The 16,415-nt window shown below is 61.0% G+C and carries 16 protein-coding genes; 12 read left to right on the forward strand and 4 right to left on the reverse strand.

From position 1 onward, the window contains the following. The first annotated feature begins 375 nt into the window (after positions 1-375). The 8 genes from WI754_RS05310 (at position 376) to WI754_RS05345 (ending at position 10,063) form a co-directional block, all read left to right on the forward strand. Entirely contained in the window at positions 376-528 is a 153-nt protein-coding gene (locus WI754_RS05310) for an entericidin (protein ID WP_349436611.1), read from the forward strand. 275 nt (positions 529-803) lie between these two features. Further along, positions 804-3,038: a transglycosylase domain-containing protein gene (locus tag WI754_RS05315; protein ID WP_349436612.1), complete on the forward strand. Its 2,235-nt coding sequence runs from the start codon at positions 804-806 to the stop codon at positions 3,036-3,038. Between the two features lie 315 nt (positions 3,039-3,353). After that, positions 3,354-5,276 (forward strand): molecular chaperone DnaK, encoded by a 1,923-nt coding sequence (dnaK, locus tag WI754_RS05320; RefSeq protein WP_349436613.1) that lies wholly within the window; start codon positions 3,354-3,356, stop codon positions 5,274-5,276. Between the two features lie 319 nt (positions 5,277-5,595). Then, the gene (gene dnaJ / locus WI754_RS05325; protein ID WP_349436614.1) at positions 5,596-6,729 is read left to right on the forward strand and encodes a molecular chaperone DnaJ; all 1,134 of its coding nucleotides are present in this window, start codon (positions 5,596-5,598) and stop codon (positions 6,727-6,729) included. Positions 6,730-6,841: 112 nt separating this feature from the next. Next, entirely contained in the window at positions 6,842-7,561 is a 720-nt protein-coding gene (locus WI754_RS05330) for a glutathione S-transferase (protein ID WP_349436615.1), read from the forward strand. 136 nt (positions 7,562-7,697) lie between these two features. Further along, a complete protein-coding gene (recF, locus tag WI754_RS05335) occupies positions 7,698-8,822 on the forward strand; it encodes a DNA replication/repair protein RecF (protein ID WP_349436616.1) in 1,125 nt (374 codons plus the stop codon). Between the two features lie 12 nt (positions 8,823-8,834). After that, positions 8,835-9,596 (forward strand): molybdopterin-synthase adenylyltransferase MoeB, encoded by a 762-nt coding sequence (moeB, locus tag WI754_RS05340; RefSeq protein WP_349436618.1) that lies wholly within the window; start codon positions 8,835-8,837, stop codon positions 9,594-9,596. Then, a complete protein-coding gene (locus tag WI754_RS05345) occupies positions 9,593-10,063 on the forward strand; it encodes a GNAT family N-acetyltransferase (protein ID WP_349436620.1) in 471 nt (156 codons plus the stop codon). The genes moeB and WI754_RS05345 overlap by 4 nt, the downstream gene beginning before the upstream one ends. Here the strand turns inward: WI754_RS05345 and WI754_RS05350 are convergent, their stop codons facing one another. After that, positions 10,064-11,068, reverse strand: coding sequence for a D-glycerate dehydrogenase (locus tag WI754_RS05350; RefSeq protein WP_349436622.1), 1,005 nt, complete (start codon positions 11,066-11,068; stop codon positions 10,064-10,066). A gap of 197 nt (positions 11,069-11,265) precedes the next feature. On the opposite strand from WI754_RS05350, the gene WI754_RS05355 reads away from it, so the two are divergent. Beyond that, positions 11,266-11,805 carry an SH3 domain-containing protein gene (locus WI754_RS05355; RefSeq protein WP_349436624.1) on the forward strand — a complete coding sequence of 180 codons (540 nt, stop codon included), beginning with the start codon at positions 11,266-11,268 and terminating at the stop codon, positions 11,803-11,805. Positions 11,806-11,826: 21 nt separating this feature from the next. Here the strand turns inward: WI754_RS05355 and WI754_RS05360 are convergent, their stop codons facing one another. Beyond that, positions 11,827-12,819, reverse strand: coding sequence for an adenosine kinase (locus WI754_RS05360; RefSeq protein WP_349436626.1), 993 nt, complete (start codon positions 12,817-12,819; stop codon positions 11,827-11,829). 175 nt (positions 12,820-12,994) lie between these two features. Next, positions 12,995-13,420, reverse strand: coding sequence for a VOC family protein (locus WI754_RS05365; RefSeq protein WP_349436628.1), 426 nt, complete (start codon positions 13,418-13,420; stop codon positions 12,995-12,997). A 116-nt stretch (positions 13,421-13,536) separates the two neighbouring features. Here WI754_RS05365 and WI754_RS05370 point away from each other — a divergent pair, with 116 nt between their 5' ends. Beyond that, a complete protein-coding gene (locus tag WI754_RS05370; RefSeq protein WP_349436630.1) occupies positions 13,537-14,082 on the forward strand; it encodes a helix-turn-helix domain-containing protein in 546 nt (181 codons plus the stop codon). Here the strand turns inward: WI754_RS05370 and nth are convergent. After that, positions 14,075-14,839 carry an endonuclease III gene (gene nth / locus WI754_RS05375; RefSeq protein ID WP_349436632.1) on the reverse strand — a complete coding sequence of 255 codons (765 nt, stop codon included), beginning with the start codon at positions 14,837-14,839 and terminating at the stop codon, positions 14,075-14,077. The two genes, WI754_RS05370 and nth, sit on opposite strands and share 8 nt — an antisense overlap. Positions 14,840-14,861: 22 nt before the next feature. Between nth and WI754_RS05380 the strand changes: the two genes are divergently transcribed. Both WI754_RS05380 and WI754_RS05385 read left to right on the forward strand, forming a co-directional pair. Further along, complete coding sequence (locus WI754_RS05380; RefSeq protein ID WP_349436634.1) at positions 14,862-15,359, forward strand: DUF2244 domain-containing protein; 498 nt, start codon at positions 14,862-14,864, stop codon at positions 15,357-15,359. A gap of 174 nt (positions 15,360-15,533) precedes the next feature. Further along, positions 15,534-16,406, forward strand: a complete 873-nt coding sequence (locus WI754_RS05385; protein WP_349436636.1) for a bifunctional helix-turn-helix domain-containing protein/methylated-DNA--[protein]-cysteine S-methyltransferase — start codon at positions 15,534-15,536, stop codon at positions 16,404-16,406. The last annotated feature ends 9 nt before the right edge of the window (positions 16,407-16,415 follow it).

Below are 16,415 nucleotides of genomic sequence, written 5' to 3' on the forward strand. Positions count from 1 at the left end.
TTTCTCTAGCAAATTATAGTGACCAAGCCGTAGATATTACAGCGAGGCTTGATGTTCGAATCTGAAGGAAAGTTCGTCCGATTGCGCTCTATGTCGCAAAAACCAAAGTCATCTAACAAATATCGACCAAGGCTCAGATAGGTTACCGGGATTGTGCAGTCAAGTTTTATTATTTTTATTTTGCAACGACCGTTGTTTTCATTCGGTTTTATAACTCCGAGATCGAAGATCTGCAGAATTTATTATGTGGCGCCGGGACGCCGCTGTTCTGAAAACGCCGGGGAAGAGTGCCTGTGTTTTTTGGTTCCGGCTGAATTGATTTCTCGGCGACGCGCATCATGTTCTTCTAATGCCGAATTCACGGGAGGAATAACCATGTCGAAAGTCGTGATTGCCGTTGCCTGCCTGTCCTTGTTCACCCTTGCCGCATGCGGCAACACGGCGCGCGGTATAAAGCAGGACGGCGTACAAACCAGCAATGCCCTGGACAACGCAACGCACCGTATTGCGAAGGCGAACGCGAACTGAGGAAATCCACGAAAACCTGCGGTGCGCTGCGAACGTGCGGACGCGTCGATGGCGCGCGTTGTCGCATACGGCGCTATATCTGCATTCTAGCCCGGGAGCGGATCGGAAATGGTTCCACGCAACGAATTGAAAGCGCACGATTTTATTCAAATCGGAATTTAACTCCCCCTTAAATCGCCGCATTTACACTTCATCGGACTGTTCGAAATCGGCGTGGCGGCGGAATGGCCGGCTTGGCTATCCCGAAACGCTCGTCTGGAGCACCCCACCGCGGCATGGCAGGAAATCGCAAATCATCGCAGAGAATAGAACCTTCGTTCGAGGGCGGGCGGAGCCGTGACGATGGCGAACTGCGGGTCGATGCCGGAGATCGCGTCGGTGGTGGAGGCCGTAAGTCCGGCAGCTCGAAATCGGCAGTGAAAAAGAACAGATCGAAGAAGGGCTCCGGCCGCGGCGGTTCGCCCGGTGGCGGCGGTCTCACCGGCCTCATCCGTTCCATGGTCTATTGGTGCGTCGTTCTCGGGATCTGGGGCGCCATCGGCGTCGGCGGGCTGGTGCTCTATTACGGCGCGCGCATGCCGAGCGCCACGAGTTGGGCCATTCCCGACCGTCCGCCAAACGTGAAGATCCTCGCCGTCAGTGGCGATATCATCGCCAATCGCGGCGCGACCGGGGGCGAGGCGCTGTCGCTCGAAAACATGTCGCCCTATATCCCGCAGGCCGTTATCGCCATCGAAGACCGGCGCTTCTATTCGCATTTCGGCGTCGATCCGCTCGGCTTGGCCCGTGCGATGCTGACCAACATCACCACCGGGCGCATGGTGCAGGGCGGCTCGACGCTCACCCAGCAGCTTGCCAAGAACCTGTTCCTCTCGCCGGAGCGGACGCTTGAGCGCAAGGTGCAGGAAGTGCTGCTCTCCGTCTGGCTGGAGCAGAAATATACCAAGGACCAGATCCTTGCGATGTACCTGAACCGGGTGTTTTTCGGCTCGAACGCCTATGGCGTCGAGGCGGCATCGCGGCGCTATTTCAACAAGTCGGCACGGGATGTGAACCTCGGCGAGGCGGCTCTTCTTGCGGGACTGCTCAAAGCGCCGTCGCGCCTGTCGCCAGCGCGCGATCCGAAGGCTGCCGAAGAGCGCGCGCAGGTGGTGCTCGGTGCCATGCGCGAGGAAGGCTTCATCACCGACGCCGAGATCAAGACGGCGATGTCGCAGCCGCCGACCAAGGCAAAGAGCTTCTGGTCCGGGGCGCAATATTATGTGGCCGACATGGTCATGGACCAGTTGCCGGGCATGGTCGGCGAGATCAGCCAGGACCTCGTCGTCGACACCACGCTCGATCTCGACCTCGAGAAGAAGGCCGAAGAGACGCTCGCAGCCAGCCTCGACGAATCCGGCCAGAAGCTCAACGTCAGCCAAGCCGCGCTCGTATCCATCGATGGCACCGGCGCCATTCGCGCCCTGGTCGGCGGCCGCGATTATGCCGACAGTCAATTCGACCGCGCGGTCAAGGCCAAGCGCCAGCCCGGTTCCGCCTTCAAGCCCTTCGTCTATGCCGCCGCCATGGAGATCGGCCGCACGCCGATGTCGATCCGCAACGACGCGCCGGTCCGGATCGGCAACTGGACGCCGGAGAACTATGACGAGAAATATCGCGGTGAGGTGTCCCTTTCGACGGCGCTTGCCAATTCGCTGAACACGATCGCCGCTCAACTCGTCATGGAAGTCGGACCGCAGAACGTCATCAAGCTCGCCCACAGGCTCGGCATCGAATCGGAAATGCAGGCCAATGCCTCGATCGCGCTCGGCACCTCCGAGGTCAGCCTCGTCGAGCTGACATCCGCCTACGCGCCGTTCATGAATGGCGGCTTCAAGGCAACGCCGCATGTCATCAAGCGGATCTCGACGGCCGATGGCACTGTCCTTTACGAAAACACCTATGACAATCCACCCCGCGTGCTTGATCCCGCCGTCGTCAGCGAGATGAACCAGATGATGGTGGGCGTGATCGAGCATGGCACCGGCAAGAGCGCGAAACTCAAGGGCTGGCAGGCCGCCGGCAAATCGGGCACCACGCAGTCCTTCCGCGATGCGCTGTTCGTCGGCTTCACAAGCAATCTGACGACCGGCATCTGGTTCGGCAATGATGACGGCAAGTCGATGAAGAAGGTGACCGGCGGCGGCCTTCCGGCCAAGGCCTGGCACGACTATATGACGGCGGCACATGAAGGCCTGTCGCCGTCGCCCGTCTTCGGCACGACCGGCGTTCAGCCGACATTCGAGGACAATCAGGCCGCACCCGAAACTATTGGCGACGTCATTTCCGACACCTTTGGCAAAGACGGCACGGACGAATTTCCACAGGCGCCTGTCGCTAACGGGCAGGCTGCCACTCAGCAGGGCGTGGGGCAGCCGGCGAATTCGGGACTGGTGCCGCCGGCTGATGTCGGCGAGACGACCGGCGCGACACGGCGCACCACGCTGTTCGACATCCTCACCGGCGGTTGACCACCCGTCATTTCGTTCTTACGTTTCGTAGCACAGGAAAGAGGCACTGCGAGGGGAGGCATGTCGCCTTTTAAAAGCAGGCTGAACGTGAAATGACAGCGTTCAAGCAGGCGGTTTTTTCGGTCTGTTTGCCCTTTACCGCTCGGTTTTTGCGTGTTTTCAGGCGCGCAGACGCCTTGCAGTCCGAAACGCTGCTCCTTATATACGCCCCATCGCCGCGGCTTCCACCGCGAATATTCCACAGACCATCCCGTTAGGGGCTGTCAAATGAATGCCTGACCGGGTTCTGACAGTCCGCTGCAAGGAGAGAACGACATGGCTAAAGTAATCGGTATTGACTTGGGAACGACCAACTCCTGCGTCGCCGTCATGGACGGCAAGGACGCGAAGGTCATCGAAAATGCGGAAGGTGCGCGCACGACCCCTTCGATCGTTGCTTTCAACGAAGACGGCGAGCGCCTGATCGGCCAGCCGGCCAAGCGTCAGGCAGTCACCAATCCGGAAAACACGCTTTTTGCGATCAAGCGCCTGATCGGCCGCACTTTCCAGGATCCGACCACGCAAAAAGACAAGGCCATGGTGCCGTACAAGATCATCAAGGCAGACAATGGCGACGCCTGGGTCGAAGCGCACGGCGAGAAGTATTCCCCGTCGCAGATCTCCGCCATGATCCTTCAGAAGATGAAGGAAACCGCCGAATCCTATCTCGGTGAAAAGGTTACCCAAGCCGTCATCACCGTTCCCGCTTACTTCAACGACGCGCAGCGCCAGGCAACCAAGGATGCCGGCAGGATCGCCGGTCTTGAAGTCCTGCGCATCATCAACGAACCGACGGCAGCGGCACTCGCCTATGGCCTCGACAAGAAGGACGGCAAGACCATCGCCGTTTACGACTTGGGCGGCGGCACGTTCGATATCTCGGTTCTGGAAATCGGCGACGGCGTCTTCGAAGTGAAGTCGACCAACGGCGACACCTTCCTCGGTGGTGAAGACTTCGACATGCGTCTGGTCGAATACCTTGCAGCCGAGTTCAAGAAGGATCAGGGCATCGACCTGAAGAACGACAAGCTGGCTCTGCAGCGCCTCAAGGAAGCTGCCGAAAAGGCAAAGATCGAGCTGTCGTCCTCGCAGCAGACCGAAATCAACCTGCCGTTCATCACGGCAGACGCTTCCGGTCCGAAGCACCTGACGATGAAGCTGTCGCGCGCCAAGTTCGAAAGCCTGGTCGACGACCTCATCCAGCGCACGGTTGCTCCGTGCAAGGCTGCCCTCAAGGATGCCGGCGTCACGGCGGCCGAGATCGACGAAGTCGTTCTGGTCGGTGGCATGAGCCGCATGCCGAAGGTGCAGGAAACCGTCAAGCAACTGTTCGGCAAGGAACCGCATAAGGGCGTCAATCCGGATGAAGTCGTCGCTCTCGGCGCCGCCATCCAGGCTGGCGTTCTGCAGGGCGACGTCAAGGACGTTCTGCTTCTCGACGTGACCCCGCTGTCGCTCGGTATCGAAACCCTCGGTGGCGTCTTCACCCGTCTGATCGAGCGCAACACGACGATCCCGACGAAGAAGAGCCAAACCTTCTCGACGGCCGAAGACAACCAGAATGCCGTGACCATCCGCGTCAGCCAAGGCGAGCGCGAAATGGCTGCCGATAACAAGCTGCTCGGCCAGTTCGACCTGGTTGGCATCCCGCCGGCTCCGCGTGGCGTTCCGCAGATCGAAGTCACCTTCGATATCGACGCCAACGGCATCGTGCAGGTTTCGGCCAAGGACAAGGGCACCGGCAAGGAGCATCAGATTCGGATCCAGGCATCGGGCGGTCTGTCCGACGCGGATATCGAGAAGATGGTCAAGGACGCCGAGGCCAATGCCGAAACCGACAAGAAGCGTCGCGAAACCGTGGAAGCCAAGAACCAGGCTGAAAGCCTGATTCATTCCTCGGAAAAGTCGTTGAAGGAATATGGCGACAAGGTCACGGAAGCCGAGCGCACCGCGATCTCCGACGCGATCGCTGCGTTGAAGACCGCCGTCGAGGCCTCCGAGCCGGATGCTGAAGACATCAAGACCAAGACCCAGACGCTGCTCGAAGCTTCGATGAAGCTTGGCCAGGCGATGTACGAAGCGCAGCAGACGGATGCGGCCAATGCCGATGCGGCTGCTGACGCGGCCCGCGATGGCGATATCGTCGATGCCGACTACGAAGAAGTCAACGACGAGGACGATCGCAAGAAGTCCGCATAAGTCTTCTTCGAGCTGGAGATATGTGAGCCCGGAGCCGCAAGCTCCGGGCTTTTGTTTTGCGCAAAACAGTGCCGTTGAAGAGCGCCGCTCACCTTAACGGATGATTTGCAACCGGCTTTTCGGGTGGGACCGGCGCGCCGCCAAGTCCCGGAGCGCGGGTGCAGTGGCCTGAATCTGTGCTTTTCCGACAAAAACCTGCCAGGATAGTGTATTGCCTATGGTATCGCGCTTGAAGGTTTACTAAATCCTGTTGCAAGGAAATCAGGCGACCATCGGGCGGCCGGTTTCGGCATGCCTTTCAACAGGACAACCTGCAAGTATGAAACGTGATCTTTACGAAACGCTCGGCGTTGCGAAAACAGCGGACGAGAAAGAGCTCAAGAGCGCTTTCCGCAAACTGGCGATGAAGTATCACCCGGACAAGAATCCCGGCGACACTGAAGCGGAAAAGACCTTCAAGGAAATCAGTCTAGCCTACGAAATCCTTAAAGACCCGCAGAAGCGGGCTGCCTATGATCGCTATGGCCACGCAGCCTTCGAAAATGGCGGTATGGGCGCTGGTGGCGCCGGCTTTGGCAGCGCGGGTGCCGGCGGCTTCTCAGATATCTTCGAGGACATCTTCGGCGAGATGATGGGCGGTGGCCGCCAGCGCCGGTCGTCGGGCGGACGCGAACGCGGCGCCGATCTGCGCTACAATATGGAAATCTCGCTGGAAGAAGCCTATTCCGGCAAGACGGCGCAGATCCGTGTACCGACATCGATCACCTGCGATGTGTGCACGGGCTCGGGCGCGAAGCCGGGTACAAAACCGCAGACCTGCGCCACCTGTCAGGGCTCTGGCCGTGTGCGCGCGGCGCAGGGCTTCTTTTCCATCGAGCGGACTTGCCCGACCTGTCACGGCCGCGGCCAGACCATCACCGATCCTTGCACGAAGTGCCATGGTCAGGGCCGGGTGACCGAGGAGCGCTCGCTGTCGGTCAACATCCCCGCCGGCATTGAGGACGGAACGCGCATCCGCCTCTCGGGCGAAGGCGAGGCAGGCCTGCGCGGCGGCCCGGCGGGCGACCTCTATATCTTCCTGTCGGTCAAGCCGCATGAGTTCTACCAGCGCGATGGCGCGGATCTTTATTGCAGCGTGCCGATCTCGATGACGACGGCAGCGCTTGGCGGCAAGTTCGATGTGGCGACGCTCGACGGCACCAAGTCGCGCGTCTCGGTGCCGGAGGGCACGCAGGCCGGCAAGCAGTTTCGCCTGAAGGGCAAGGGCATGCCGGTGCTGCGCTCCAGCCAGGTCGGCGATCTCTATATCCAGATCCAGATCGAAACGCCGCAAAAGCTCACCAAGCGTCAGCGCGAACTGCTGAGGGAATTCGAAGAACTGTCTTCCAAGGACAACAATCCGGAATCCGCCGGCTTTTTTTCCCGCATGAAGGATTTCTTCGACATCGAGTGACTGGCCAAGACGACAATCAGCAATATATCCCGGCCGGAGGCAGCAATGCCTCCGGTTTTTTGTTCGTTCGCCGGTGCCGCCGGCACGACGTTCATAAGCGAAAGGTTTTCCCATGGCCTACGAGCTCTTTTATTGGGATGGCATTCCCGGTCGCGGCGAGTTCGTCCGTCTTGCGCTGGAGCAAGCGGGTGCCGACTACATCGACGTCGCCCGCACGGATGGCGGCATGGCGCGCATGATGTCGATGATGAAAAGCAAAACGGGGAGATTCGCGCCCTTTGCGCCGCCCTTCCTGAAGGACGGGGATGTCATCGTCTCCCACGTCGCCAATATCCTGCTCTATCTCGGCGGCAGGCTTGGGCTTGCGCCGAAGGACGAAGCCGGACGGTTCGAGGCAAACGGGCTGCAACTGACCATCACCGATTTCGTCGGCGAAATTCATGACGTCCATCATCCGATCGGCGTGTCGCTCTATTATCACGAGCAGAGGCAAGAGGCGCTCCGGCGGGCCGAAAATTTCCTCGACGAACGTTTGCCGAAATTCCTCGGTTACTTCGAAAAGCACCTGAGCAAGAATGGCGAAGGGCAGATCCATGCCGTCGGCGATGCGCTGACCTATGTCGACCTGTGTCTGTTTCAGCTTCTGGAGGGACTGCGTTATGCCTTCCCGAAGGCGACGCAGGCGGCCGAACCGGACTATCCGCTGCTCGTCGCGCTCAACGCGCAGGTGCGCGAACTGCCTCGGATGAAGGCCTATCTTGCGTCCAAGCGCCGGCTTGCCTTCAACGAAGAAGGCATTTTCCGCCACTATCCCGAGCTGGATCTGGCGTGAGCACCGCTGTTTCCGTTGCGCAGCCATGGCCGACCGCCGGTCCGCCATGGCGTTCATCGCAGCGCAGCGCATGTTCGGCCTTGCCATCAAGGCTTTGGGGGCATAGCTCTCAACCGGATACGCAACCGGATTCTCCATGCCGCATAAGGTTTTTATCAGCCGCCTGAAACTCAGCGATTTCCGCAACTATGCGGCTCTGTCGCTCGACCTCGATGCGCGCCATCTTGTGCTGACGGGCGAGAACGGCGCGGGCAAGACCAACCTGATGGAGGCCGTCTCTTTCCTGTCCCCCGGGCGCGGACTGCGCCGAGCCGCCTATGCCGATGTGGTCCGTGTCGGTGCGGAAACCGGGTTCTCCGTCTTTGCGGAGTTGGACGGCATGGATGGTCCCGCCGAGATTGGCACGGGCACGGCTGGAGCCGAGGAGGGGCAGGCGCGACGCCTGCGCATCAACGGGACAACGGCGAGGACGGTCGACGAACTCCTCGATCATCTGCGTGTGCTGTGGCTGACGCCGGCCATGGACGGGCTTTTCACCGGTGGTTCCGGCGATCGCCGACGCTTCCTCGACCGGCTGGTGCTGTCGCTCGATCCCGAGCACGGCCGCCGTGCGACAGATTACGAGCGCGCCATGCGCAGCCGCAACAAGCTCCTGTCCGAGGGTCGGGCGGATCCCGTCTGGCTGACGGGGCTTGAGCGCCAGATGGCCGAGCTTGGGATATCGATGGCCTTGGCGCGGCAAGAGATGCTCGGTCTTCTGGCAGCCCTGGTGGACAAGAATCACGAAGGCGGCGTCTTCCCGGTCGCCGATTTGGCGCTTTCGGGCTTTCTCGACGGCGAATGGCACCGTCCGGCCTTCGATCTGGAGGAGCAGTATCTGGAAATGATGAAGAACGGCCGCTACCGCGATGCGAGTGCCGGCCGCACGCTTGATGGGCCGCATCGCAGCGATCTTCTCATCCGCCATCGGGCCAAGAACATGGAGGCCGCGCGTTGCTCGACTGGCGAGCAGAAGGCCCTCCTCGTCGGTCTGGTCCTCGCCCATGCCCGCCTTGTCGCCAATATGACTGGCCACGCGCCTGTGCTGCTGCTCGACGAGATTGCCGCTCATCTCGATGAGGGGCGGCGGGCAGCCCTGTTCGATCTCGTCGATGATCTCGGTGGCCAGGCCTTCATGACCGGTACGGATCAATCGATGTTTTCGGCGCTTGGCGAACGGGCGCGCTATCTCACGGTTGCCAATGGCACCGTTTCCGGGTGACATTCAGCCATCATGAGTACAAAACCCCTCAGTTCGGAAGAAATCCAGCGCTATGCGCGCCACATCATCCTGCCGGAGATCGGCGGAGCCGGTCAGCAGGCGCTGAAGGCGGCGCGCGTTCTGGTCATCGGCGCTGGCGGCCTCGGTGCGCCGGTGCTGCAATATCTTGCCGCCGCAGGCATCGGCACGCTTGGCATCGTCGATGACGATACCGTGTCGCTGTCCAACCTGCAGCGGCAGGTCATCCACGCCACGCCCGGCATCGGCAGGTCGAAGGCCGACAGTGCGGCCGAATTCATTGCCGGGCTCAACCCGCATGTCGGGGTGGTTCTGCATGAAACACGGTTGGATGCCTCCAATGCGGAGGCGCTGTTTTCCGGCTACAATTTCGTCGTCGATGGCTCGGACAATTTCGAAACGCGCTATCTCGCCGCCGATACGGCCGAGCGGCTGCAAATCACCCTGGTCACCGGCGCCGTCGGCCGCTTCGATGGCTCGCTCACCGTTCTTCAGCCTTGGAAAAGTGCAGGCGATGGACGGCAGAACCCGGGCTACCGCGACCTCTTTCCTGCGCCGCCGCCGCCGGGCGTCGTGCCCACCTGCGCGGAGGCCGGCATCGTCGGCGCGTTGACGGGCGTGATCGGTACATTGCAGGCTATGGAAGTCATCAAGCTCGTCACCGGCGCCGGCGAACCGCTGATCGGTCGCTTGCTGATGTATGACGCACTGACTGCCCGCTTCGAGACCATCAAATATGGCCGGAAGGTTCGATGAAGCTCGTGCCGATCGATCAGGCGTTCGAGGATTGGGACGCGCTGCTCGCGCTCATCGTTGCCTCCTTCGCCTATATGCACCCGCGGATCGATCCGCCATCATCGGCTCTTCGCCTGACGCTGCAGTCGCTGAAGCAAAAGGCCGAAACCGAGAAGGCCTATGCCGCCATCGAAAACGGTCGCCTGGTTGGCTGTATCTTCTGCAAGCCGGAGCCGCCGGATTGCCTCTATATCGGCAAACTCGCAGTTGCTCCGGACGCGCAGGGCAGAGGCATCGGGCGGCTGATGCTGCGGGCAGCCGAGGCCCATGCCGCCACATGCGGCTTGCCCTGCCTGCGGCTGGAAACGCGGATCGAGCTTGAAGAGAATCACCGAGTGTTTGCGCGGTGGGGCTTTGTCAGGACCGCCGAAGCGTCCCACCCCGGCTTTACGCGCGCCACCTTCATCGAGATGCGCAAGCCGTTGTAATCAGACCCTGCCCGGCAGAACGCGGTCCGGCGGGCGGTGTCCGTCGATGAACGTGCGGATGTTGATCACCACCTTGTCGCCCATGTCGATGCGGCCCTCGAGCGTTGCCGAGCTCATATGCGGCAAAAGCACGACCTTGCCTTCGGTCGCAAGCTTCACCAGCTTCGGGTTCACGGCAGGCTCATTCTCGAACACGTCGAGGCCGGCACCGGCGATCTTGCCTTCGCGCAGGCATTTGATCAGCGCCGTTTCATCGACGATGCTGCCACGCGCGGTGTTGACGATGTAGCTCGTCGGCTGCATCAGCGCGAGCCGGCGCGCCGACAGGAGGTGAAAGGTGGCAGGTGTCGAGGGGCAATTGACTGATACGATGTCGACGCGGGCGAGCATCTGGTCGAGGCTGTCCCAATAGGTCGCCTCCAGCTTTTCCTCGGTCTCGGCGCTGACGCGCTTGCGGTTGTGATAGTGGATCGAAAGCCCGAAGGCCTTGGCGCGGCGGGCGACGGCGGTGCCGATGCGGCCCATGCCGACGATGCCGACGCGCTTGCCGGAGATGCGCCGCCCGAGCATCCAGGTCGGCGACCAGCCCGCCCATTCGCCGCGGCGGTCGGTCAGGATGTTGGCGCCTTCTATCAGGCGGCGCGGAACGGCAAGGATCAGCGCCATGGTCATGTCGGCGGTGTCTTCCGTCAGCACGTTTGGCGTGTTGGTGACAGTGATGCCGTGGCGGGCAGCGGCGTCGATGTCAATGTGATCGACGCCGTTCGAAAAGCTTGCGATCAGTTTCAGCTGCGGCCCGGCCTGTTCGATCAGTGCTGCGTCGATCCGGTCGGTAAGGGTCGGCACGAGCACGTCGGCACGCTTCACGGCTGCCACGAGTTCCGGCTGGCTGCGCGGCGTGTCGTCGATGTTGAGTTCGGCGTCAAACAGTTCCCGCATCCGCGTTTCAACGACATCGGGCAATTTGCGGGTGATGTAGACCTTGGGCTTTTTCTTGTTTGTCATCGCTGTTTGCCGAGCCCTTGTTGACGGGTTTTTAACCAAGATGAGTGATCGTTCTCCCTGCAGTTCATTTTCTACCAGACCCGGTGTGGAAGACAAACAAAACTCTAGATGTCCCCTGACGATTTGCCTGTCTTTGGCAGAACCGGTCAGAGATTTGGCTGCAAGTTCCTGAATCAATTAGGAAAACGGATTTCGTCATGCGTCAGTTCCTTTCCAGGCTCGCTTTTGCCGCCGCCGCTGTCCTGTCTGTCGTGGCGATCGATGCAACCCCGGCTTTCGCCCAGGCCGCGAAGGGCGCAAGCGGCCTGCCGCTGCCGCGCTTCGTCAGCCTGAAATCCAAGAGCGTCAACCTGCGTGTCGGACCGAGCGTCGACTACGCGGTTGCCTGGCGTTACATGAAGGCCGGCGTGCCTGTGGAAATCATCCAGGAATATGACAACTGGCGGCGCATCCGCGACGCCGACGGCACCGAGGGCTGGGTCAACCAGGCGCTGCTTTCAGGAGATCGCACTGCAATCACTGCGCCCTGGATGCGCGGCAAGGGCGAGGGCATTTTCGTCAATATGCGGCACGATCCGCAGTCCAACAGCGCCATTGTCGCGCGCATGGAGCCGGGTGTCGTCGTGCACGTCGGCGAATGCAACGGAGACTGGTGTCGCGCCGAGGCGCAAGGGGTCGATGGCTGGATCTCCCAGGGTGAAATTTGGGGCGCCTATCCGGGCGAAGCCTTCAAGTAGTCGGGCGGATATTCGGGCTGGTCAGAGAAGACCGGCCTCTTTTGCCGCCGCCGCCAGCGAAATCATCGGGCGCGGGCCGATCTGCTCGATGACGATGCCGGCAGCCAGGCTGCCAAGCTTGCCGCAATCGGCAAGCGTCCTGCCCGTGGTATAGCCGTGCAGGAAGCCGGCCGCATAGAGGTCGCCGGCGCCCGTCGTATCGACGACATTGCTGATCGTCGTTGCCTCGACCTTGACCCGCTCGCTGCCCTTTACGATGATCGACCCTTCTTCGCTGAGTGTCACCGCGGCAAGCTTGCAATCCTGGGCGATCATTGACAGCGCATGCCCGAAATCGGCCGTCTCGTAGAGTGCCAAGGCCTCGGCCCGGTTGGCAAAGACGATGTCGACGGTGCCGGAGCGCATCAGCTCGAGGAATTCGGCTCGGTAGCGATGAACGCAGAAACTGTCGGACAGGGTCATGGCGACTTCCCTGCCGTTTTCATGGGCGATGCGGGCGCAGTCGCGGATCGCGTCCTTGGCAAGCGGCGGGTCCCACAGATATCCCTCGAAATAGGTCACAGCCGCGTCCGCAACCACGGTGGGTTCGACATCGCGCGGTCCGAGTTCGACACAAGCGCCGAGATAGGTGTTCATCGAGCGCTCGCCGTCCTCCGTCACGAAGATCATCGAGCGGGCGGTCGGCGGGTGCGTATCGAGCGGCTTTGTTTCGAAATGCACGCCCTGCGCGCGGATATCGTGGGTGAAGATCTCTCCAAGCTGATCGTTGGCCACCTTGCCGAAATAGGCGGCCTTGCCGCCAAGGCTGGCGACACCCGCTGCCGTATTGCCGGCACTTCCGCCGGAGGCTTCAAGGGCCGGCCCCATGCGCGAATAGAGCAGCTCTGCCCGCTCCGCATCGATCAGGTTCATCGCGCTCTTGATGATGCCGTTGTGGACAAGAAAAGCATCGTCGCAGCGTGCGATGATATCCACGATCGCATTGCCGATCGTGAGCACGTCGAATTTCGTCATTCGGAACCGCCTGGAATGTTTGTGTCAGCCGGTGTCCGGTAATAGCGGATTTTCCGCGGTTTGGAAGGGAAAAGAACGAAAGCGCGCCACCGCTTGGGATTTGCCCAATATCGCAACAGGCCTTTCAGTCCCTGATTCGGCCGGTTGGGTTGGCGCCAGCGCCCCGGACGTCTCTTCAAGCGGGCAGGGCGGCAGCGTCATATTGGGCGGCGAACTCGGCGCTGGGCGGGATCGGTTTGATCACGTCGATCAGGACGCCGTTCGGGTCGATGGTGATGAAATGGCGCTGGCCGAAGTCCTCGTCGCAGATCGCCTTGAGGATCGGCAGACCCGCCGCCTGGAATTCCGCATAGAGCGCATCCGGATCCTCGACCTCGAAATTCAGGAGCAGTCCTTGAGCGCTGCCGCGTCCGGTTTCTGGGATCGTTCCATGGCTGCCGTCCAGCACGGCAAGGGCGACACGTTCGTCAATGGTCGATTGCAGGTGCACATACCAGTTACTGGCAAACAGAGCCTCGAAGCGAAGATGGCGCTTGTAGAATTCAACCGTCCGCGCAACGTCGCCGGTCATGATGACGGGATAGTAGCTCGTGATTTTCATGGCTTTCTTCTCCATCCGAGTTAACATACAATCTGTCTGTATCTTTAGCTACATGCATACAGTTTGTATGTAAAGGGGGAGATTTGAGGCGCAGCAACAATGAGCGGACGGAAGCGATGCGTGCAACATTGATCGGCGCGGCGCGCGGTCTTTTTGTGGAGAAAGGCTACCCCGATACGGCCACGCCGGACATCGTCAACGCGGCCGGCGTCACGCGTGGGGCGCTCTATCATCACTTCGAAGACAAGAGGGCGCTTTTTGCCGCTGTCGTCGCTGATGAGGCGAGGAAGGTGGCAGAGATGATCGAAAACAACGCGGCAGCCACTGCGACGGCGCGGGATGCCATTCTCGCCGGGACGCGTGCCTATTTCGATGCCATGCTTGTGCCCGGCCGCACGCGGCTTCTCCTGCTGGACGGTCCTGCCGTTCTTGGACCAGGCGCCATGCAGCAGCTGGATGCGGAATATTCGCAAGCCAGCCTCAAGGCTGGCTTAAACGACCTCTTCGCCGCCAGCGGCAGGACAACCGACTTGCTGGATGCCTTCGTCGAACTTCTTTCCGCAGCATTCGACCGGGCGGCGCTTGCCATCGAAGCGGGCGGCGAGCGGCAGGATTTTGAAAGGGCGATCGCAGCGCTGATCGACGGCATTTCCGTCAAATGACCTGCGCCGGCAGTTCGACCAACGGCGCCGGGATTTCGTTGGTCTTTTCCGCCGCCTTGCAGATATCGGCAATGACGCAGCGCTCGCATTCCGGCTTGCGCGCCTTGCAGCAATAGCGGCCGTGCAGGATCAGCCAGTGATGGGCATGGTAGAGGTAGTGATCCGGCACGATCCGCATCAGTTGGTCCTCGACTTCGTCGGGGGTCTTTCCCGGAGCTAGGCCGAGCCGGTTGGCGATGCGGAAGATGTGCGTGTCGACCGCCATCGTCGAATGTCCAAAGGCCATCGAAAGAACCACGTTGGCGGTCTTGCGGCCGACGCCGGGCAGCGTGATCAGCTCTTCGCGCGTGCGCGGCACCTCGCCGTCGAAATCGGCAATCAGCTTCTCGCTGAGCGCGATGACGTTCTTCGCCTTGTTGCGATAAAGCCCGATAGTCTTGATATATTCGCGAACCTTTTCCTCGCCGAGCGCCACCATCTTTTCCGGTGTATCGGCTGCGGCGAAAAGCGCCCGCGTCGCCTTGTTGACGCCTGCATCCGTCGCCTGTGCCGACAGGGCGACTGCGACGACGAGCGTGAACGGATTGACGTGTTCCAGCTCTCCCTTCGGCTCGGGACGCTGGATCGAGAAGCGGCGGAAAATCTCGTCGATTTCCGCCTTGCTGTAGGCGGTCTTTGGTCTGGTTCTGGCGCGGCTGACTGTCGCGGGTCTCGCTTTCACCGCCGCAATCGCTGATTTTGATTTCACGTTTTTCATGATGCATCTATAGTCGTTGGTCATGAACGATGGCAACGCCGAGATAGCGACAGACGAGCAGCCGGTTTTCGCCGCCGAGCTGACGCCCCATCGTTCGCTCGGCCTCAAAGGCTTCAAGGTTTTGCTTTTGATCGCCGGCCTGCTGAGCCTCGTCCACATCTTCGTCTTCGTCGTCATCGGCGCCTGGCCGATAGTCTTCTTCTTCGGGCTGGATTTCCTGCTGCTCTTCGGCGCTTTCTGGCTGAATTACCGCTCCGCTCGCGCCCGCGAGGAGGTCAGCGTCTCGCGCACCGACGTGTCCGTGCGCAAGTTCACGCCGGCGGGCCGCATGACCGAGCATCGTTTCAATACCTTCTGGGCGCGGTTCAACATTTCCCGCCACGAGGAGATCGGCATCGTCGCCATGCAGATCAGCGACCGGCGCCGGGCAACCGATGTCGGCTCCTTCCTCAACCGCGACGACCGGGAAACCTTCGCCACGGCCTTTGCCTGCGCGCTGGCAACGGTCAAGCGCCGCTAGAGCATGATGCCGAAAAGTGTAAGCGGTTTTCGGACGACATCATGTTCTACTTCGTCAATTCTAGAGCCGGATGATTTTAGGCCGATTCGATCTAAAATCATCCGGCTCTAGGGCAAGAATCGGGTGGCGAAGGCCCGGTTCCGATGATTATCTCTGCCTCAAGGAGATACGACCATGAACATCACGACATCGGTGCCCGCCGACATCACGCCGCATGGCAGCGACTATGAGATTGTCAGCCGCGTGGTCGAGATGCTGACTGAAAACTATCGCGATCAGCCGTCGCTGGAGACCATCGCCGGTGAAATCGGCCAGCCGCCGACGCAACTGCAGAAGACGTTCACGCGTTGGGCCGGACTGTCGCCGAAGGCATTCTTGCAGGCCGTGACGCTCGATCACGCCAAGCGCCTGCTGCGGCAAGAGGAACTGCCGCTGCTTGAAACCAGCTTCGAGGTCGGCCTCTCCGGTCCTAGCCGCCTGCATGATCTGTTCGTCACCCATGAGGCGATGTCTCCGGGCGAATGGAAATTGCGCGGCGGCGGTCTGACGATCCGCTACGGCTTCCATCCCAGTCCCTTCGGCGTGGCGCTGGTCATGGTCACCGATCGCGGCCTCGCAGGCCTTGCCTTCAGCGATGCGGGTGGCGAAAAGGCCAGTTTCGAGGATATGGCAAATCGCTGGCCGAATGCGCAGTACGTGGAAGACAGCGCAGCGACCGCCGCCTATGCGGCCCGCATCTTTGATTCCAGGGAGTGGTGTCCGGAGGAGCCGCTGCGCATCGTGCTGATTGGGTCCGACTTCCAGATCCGCGTCTGGGAAACCCTTTTGAAAATCCCGATGGGCAAGGCGGTCACCTATTCGGATATCGCCTGCAATATCGGCCAGCCGACCGCCTCGCGCGCCGTCGGCGCTGCGGTCGGCCGCAATCCGATCTCCTTCGTCGTGCCTTGTCACCGGGCGCTCGGCAAGAGCGGTGCGTTGACCGGCTACCACTGGGGCCTCACCCGCAAGCGGGCGATGCTCGGCTGGGAAGCAGGAAAGGTTTGACAATGAAAA

This window comes from Pararhizobium sp. A13, assembly GCF_040126305.1.
Classification (GTDB): Bacteria; Pseudomonadota; Alphaproteobacteria; order Rhizobiales; family Rhizobiaceae; genus Pararhizobium.

Excerpts from the sequence above, each read along its gene's own strand:
- WI754_RS05310 (WP_349436611.1), top strand. The coding sequence starts at position 376 with ATGTCGAAAGTCGTGATTGCCGTTGCCTGCCTGTCCTTGTTCACCCTT.
- WI754_RS05315 (WP_349436612.1), top strand. The coding sequence starts at position 804 with ATGGCAGGAAATCGCAAATCATCGCAGAGAATAGAACCTTCGTTCGAG.
- dnaK (WP_349436613.1), top strand. The coding sequence starts at position 3,354 with ATGGCTAAAGTAATCGGTATTGACTTGGGAACGACCAACTCCTGCGTC.
- dnaJ (WP_349436614.1), top strand. The coding sequence starts at position 5,596 with ATGAAACGTGATCTTTACGAAACGCTCGGCGTTGCGAAAACAGCGGAC.
- WI754_RS05330 (WP_349436615.1), top strand. The coding sequence starts at position 6,842 with ATGGCCTACGAGCTCTTTTATTGGGATGGCATTCCCGGTCGCGGCGAG.
- recF (WP_349436616.1), top strand. The coding sequence starts at position 7,698 with ATGCCGCATAAGGTTTTTATCAGCCGCCTGAAACTCAGCGATTTCCGC.
- moeB (WP_349436618.1), top strand. The coding sequence starts at position 8,835 with ATGAGTACAAAACCCCTCAGTTCGGAAGAAATCCAGCGCTATGCGCGC.
- WI754_RS05345 (WP_349436620.1), top strand. The coding sequence starts at position 9,593 with ATGAAGCTCGTGCCGATCGATCAGGCGTTCGAGGATTGGGACGCGCTG.
- WI754_RS05350 (WP_349436622.1), bottom strand. The coding sequence starts at position 11,068 with ATGACAAACAAGAAAAAGCCCAAGGTCTACATCACCCGCAAATTGCCC.
- WI754_RS05355 (WP_349436624.1), top strand. The coding sequence starts at position 11,266 with ATGCGTCAGTTCCTTTCCAGGCTCGCTTTTGCCGCCGCCGCTGTCCTG.
- WI754_RS05360 (WP_349436626.1), bottom strand. The coding sequence starts at position 12,819 with ATGACGAAATTCGACGTGCTCACGATCGGCAATGCGATCGTGGATATC.
- WI754_RS05365 (WP_349436628.1), bottom strand. The coding sequence starts at position 13,420 with ATGAAAATCACGAGCTACTATCCCGTCATCATGACCGGCGACGTTGCG.
- WI754_RS05370 (WP_349436630.1), top strand. The coding sequence starts at position 13,537 with ATGCGTGCAACATTGATCGGCGCGGCGCGCGGTCTTTTTGTGGAGAAA.
- nth (WP_349436632.1), bottom strand. The coding sequence starts at position 14,839 with ATGAAAAACGTGAAATCAAAATCAGCGATTGCGGCGGTGAAAGCGAGA.
- WI754_RS05380 (WP_349436634.1), top strand. The coding sequence starts at position 14,862 with ATGAACGATGGCAACGCCGAGATAGCGACAGACGAGCAGCCGGTTTTC.
- WI754_RS05385 (WP_349436636.1), top strand. The coding sequence starts at position 15,534 with ATGAACATCACGACATCGGTGCCCGCCGACATCACGCCGCATGGCAGC.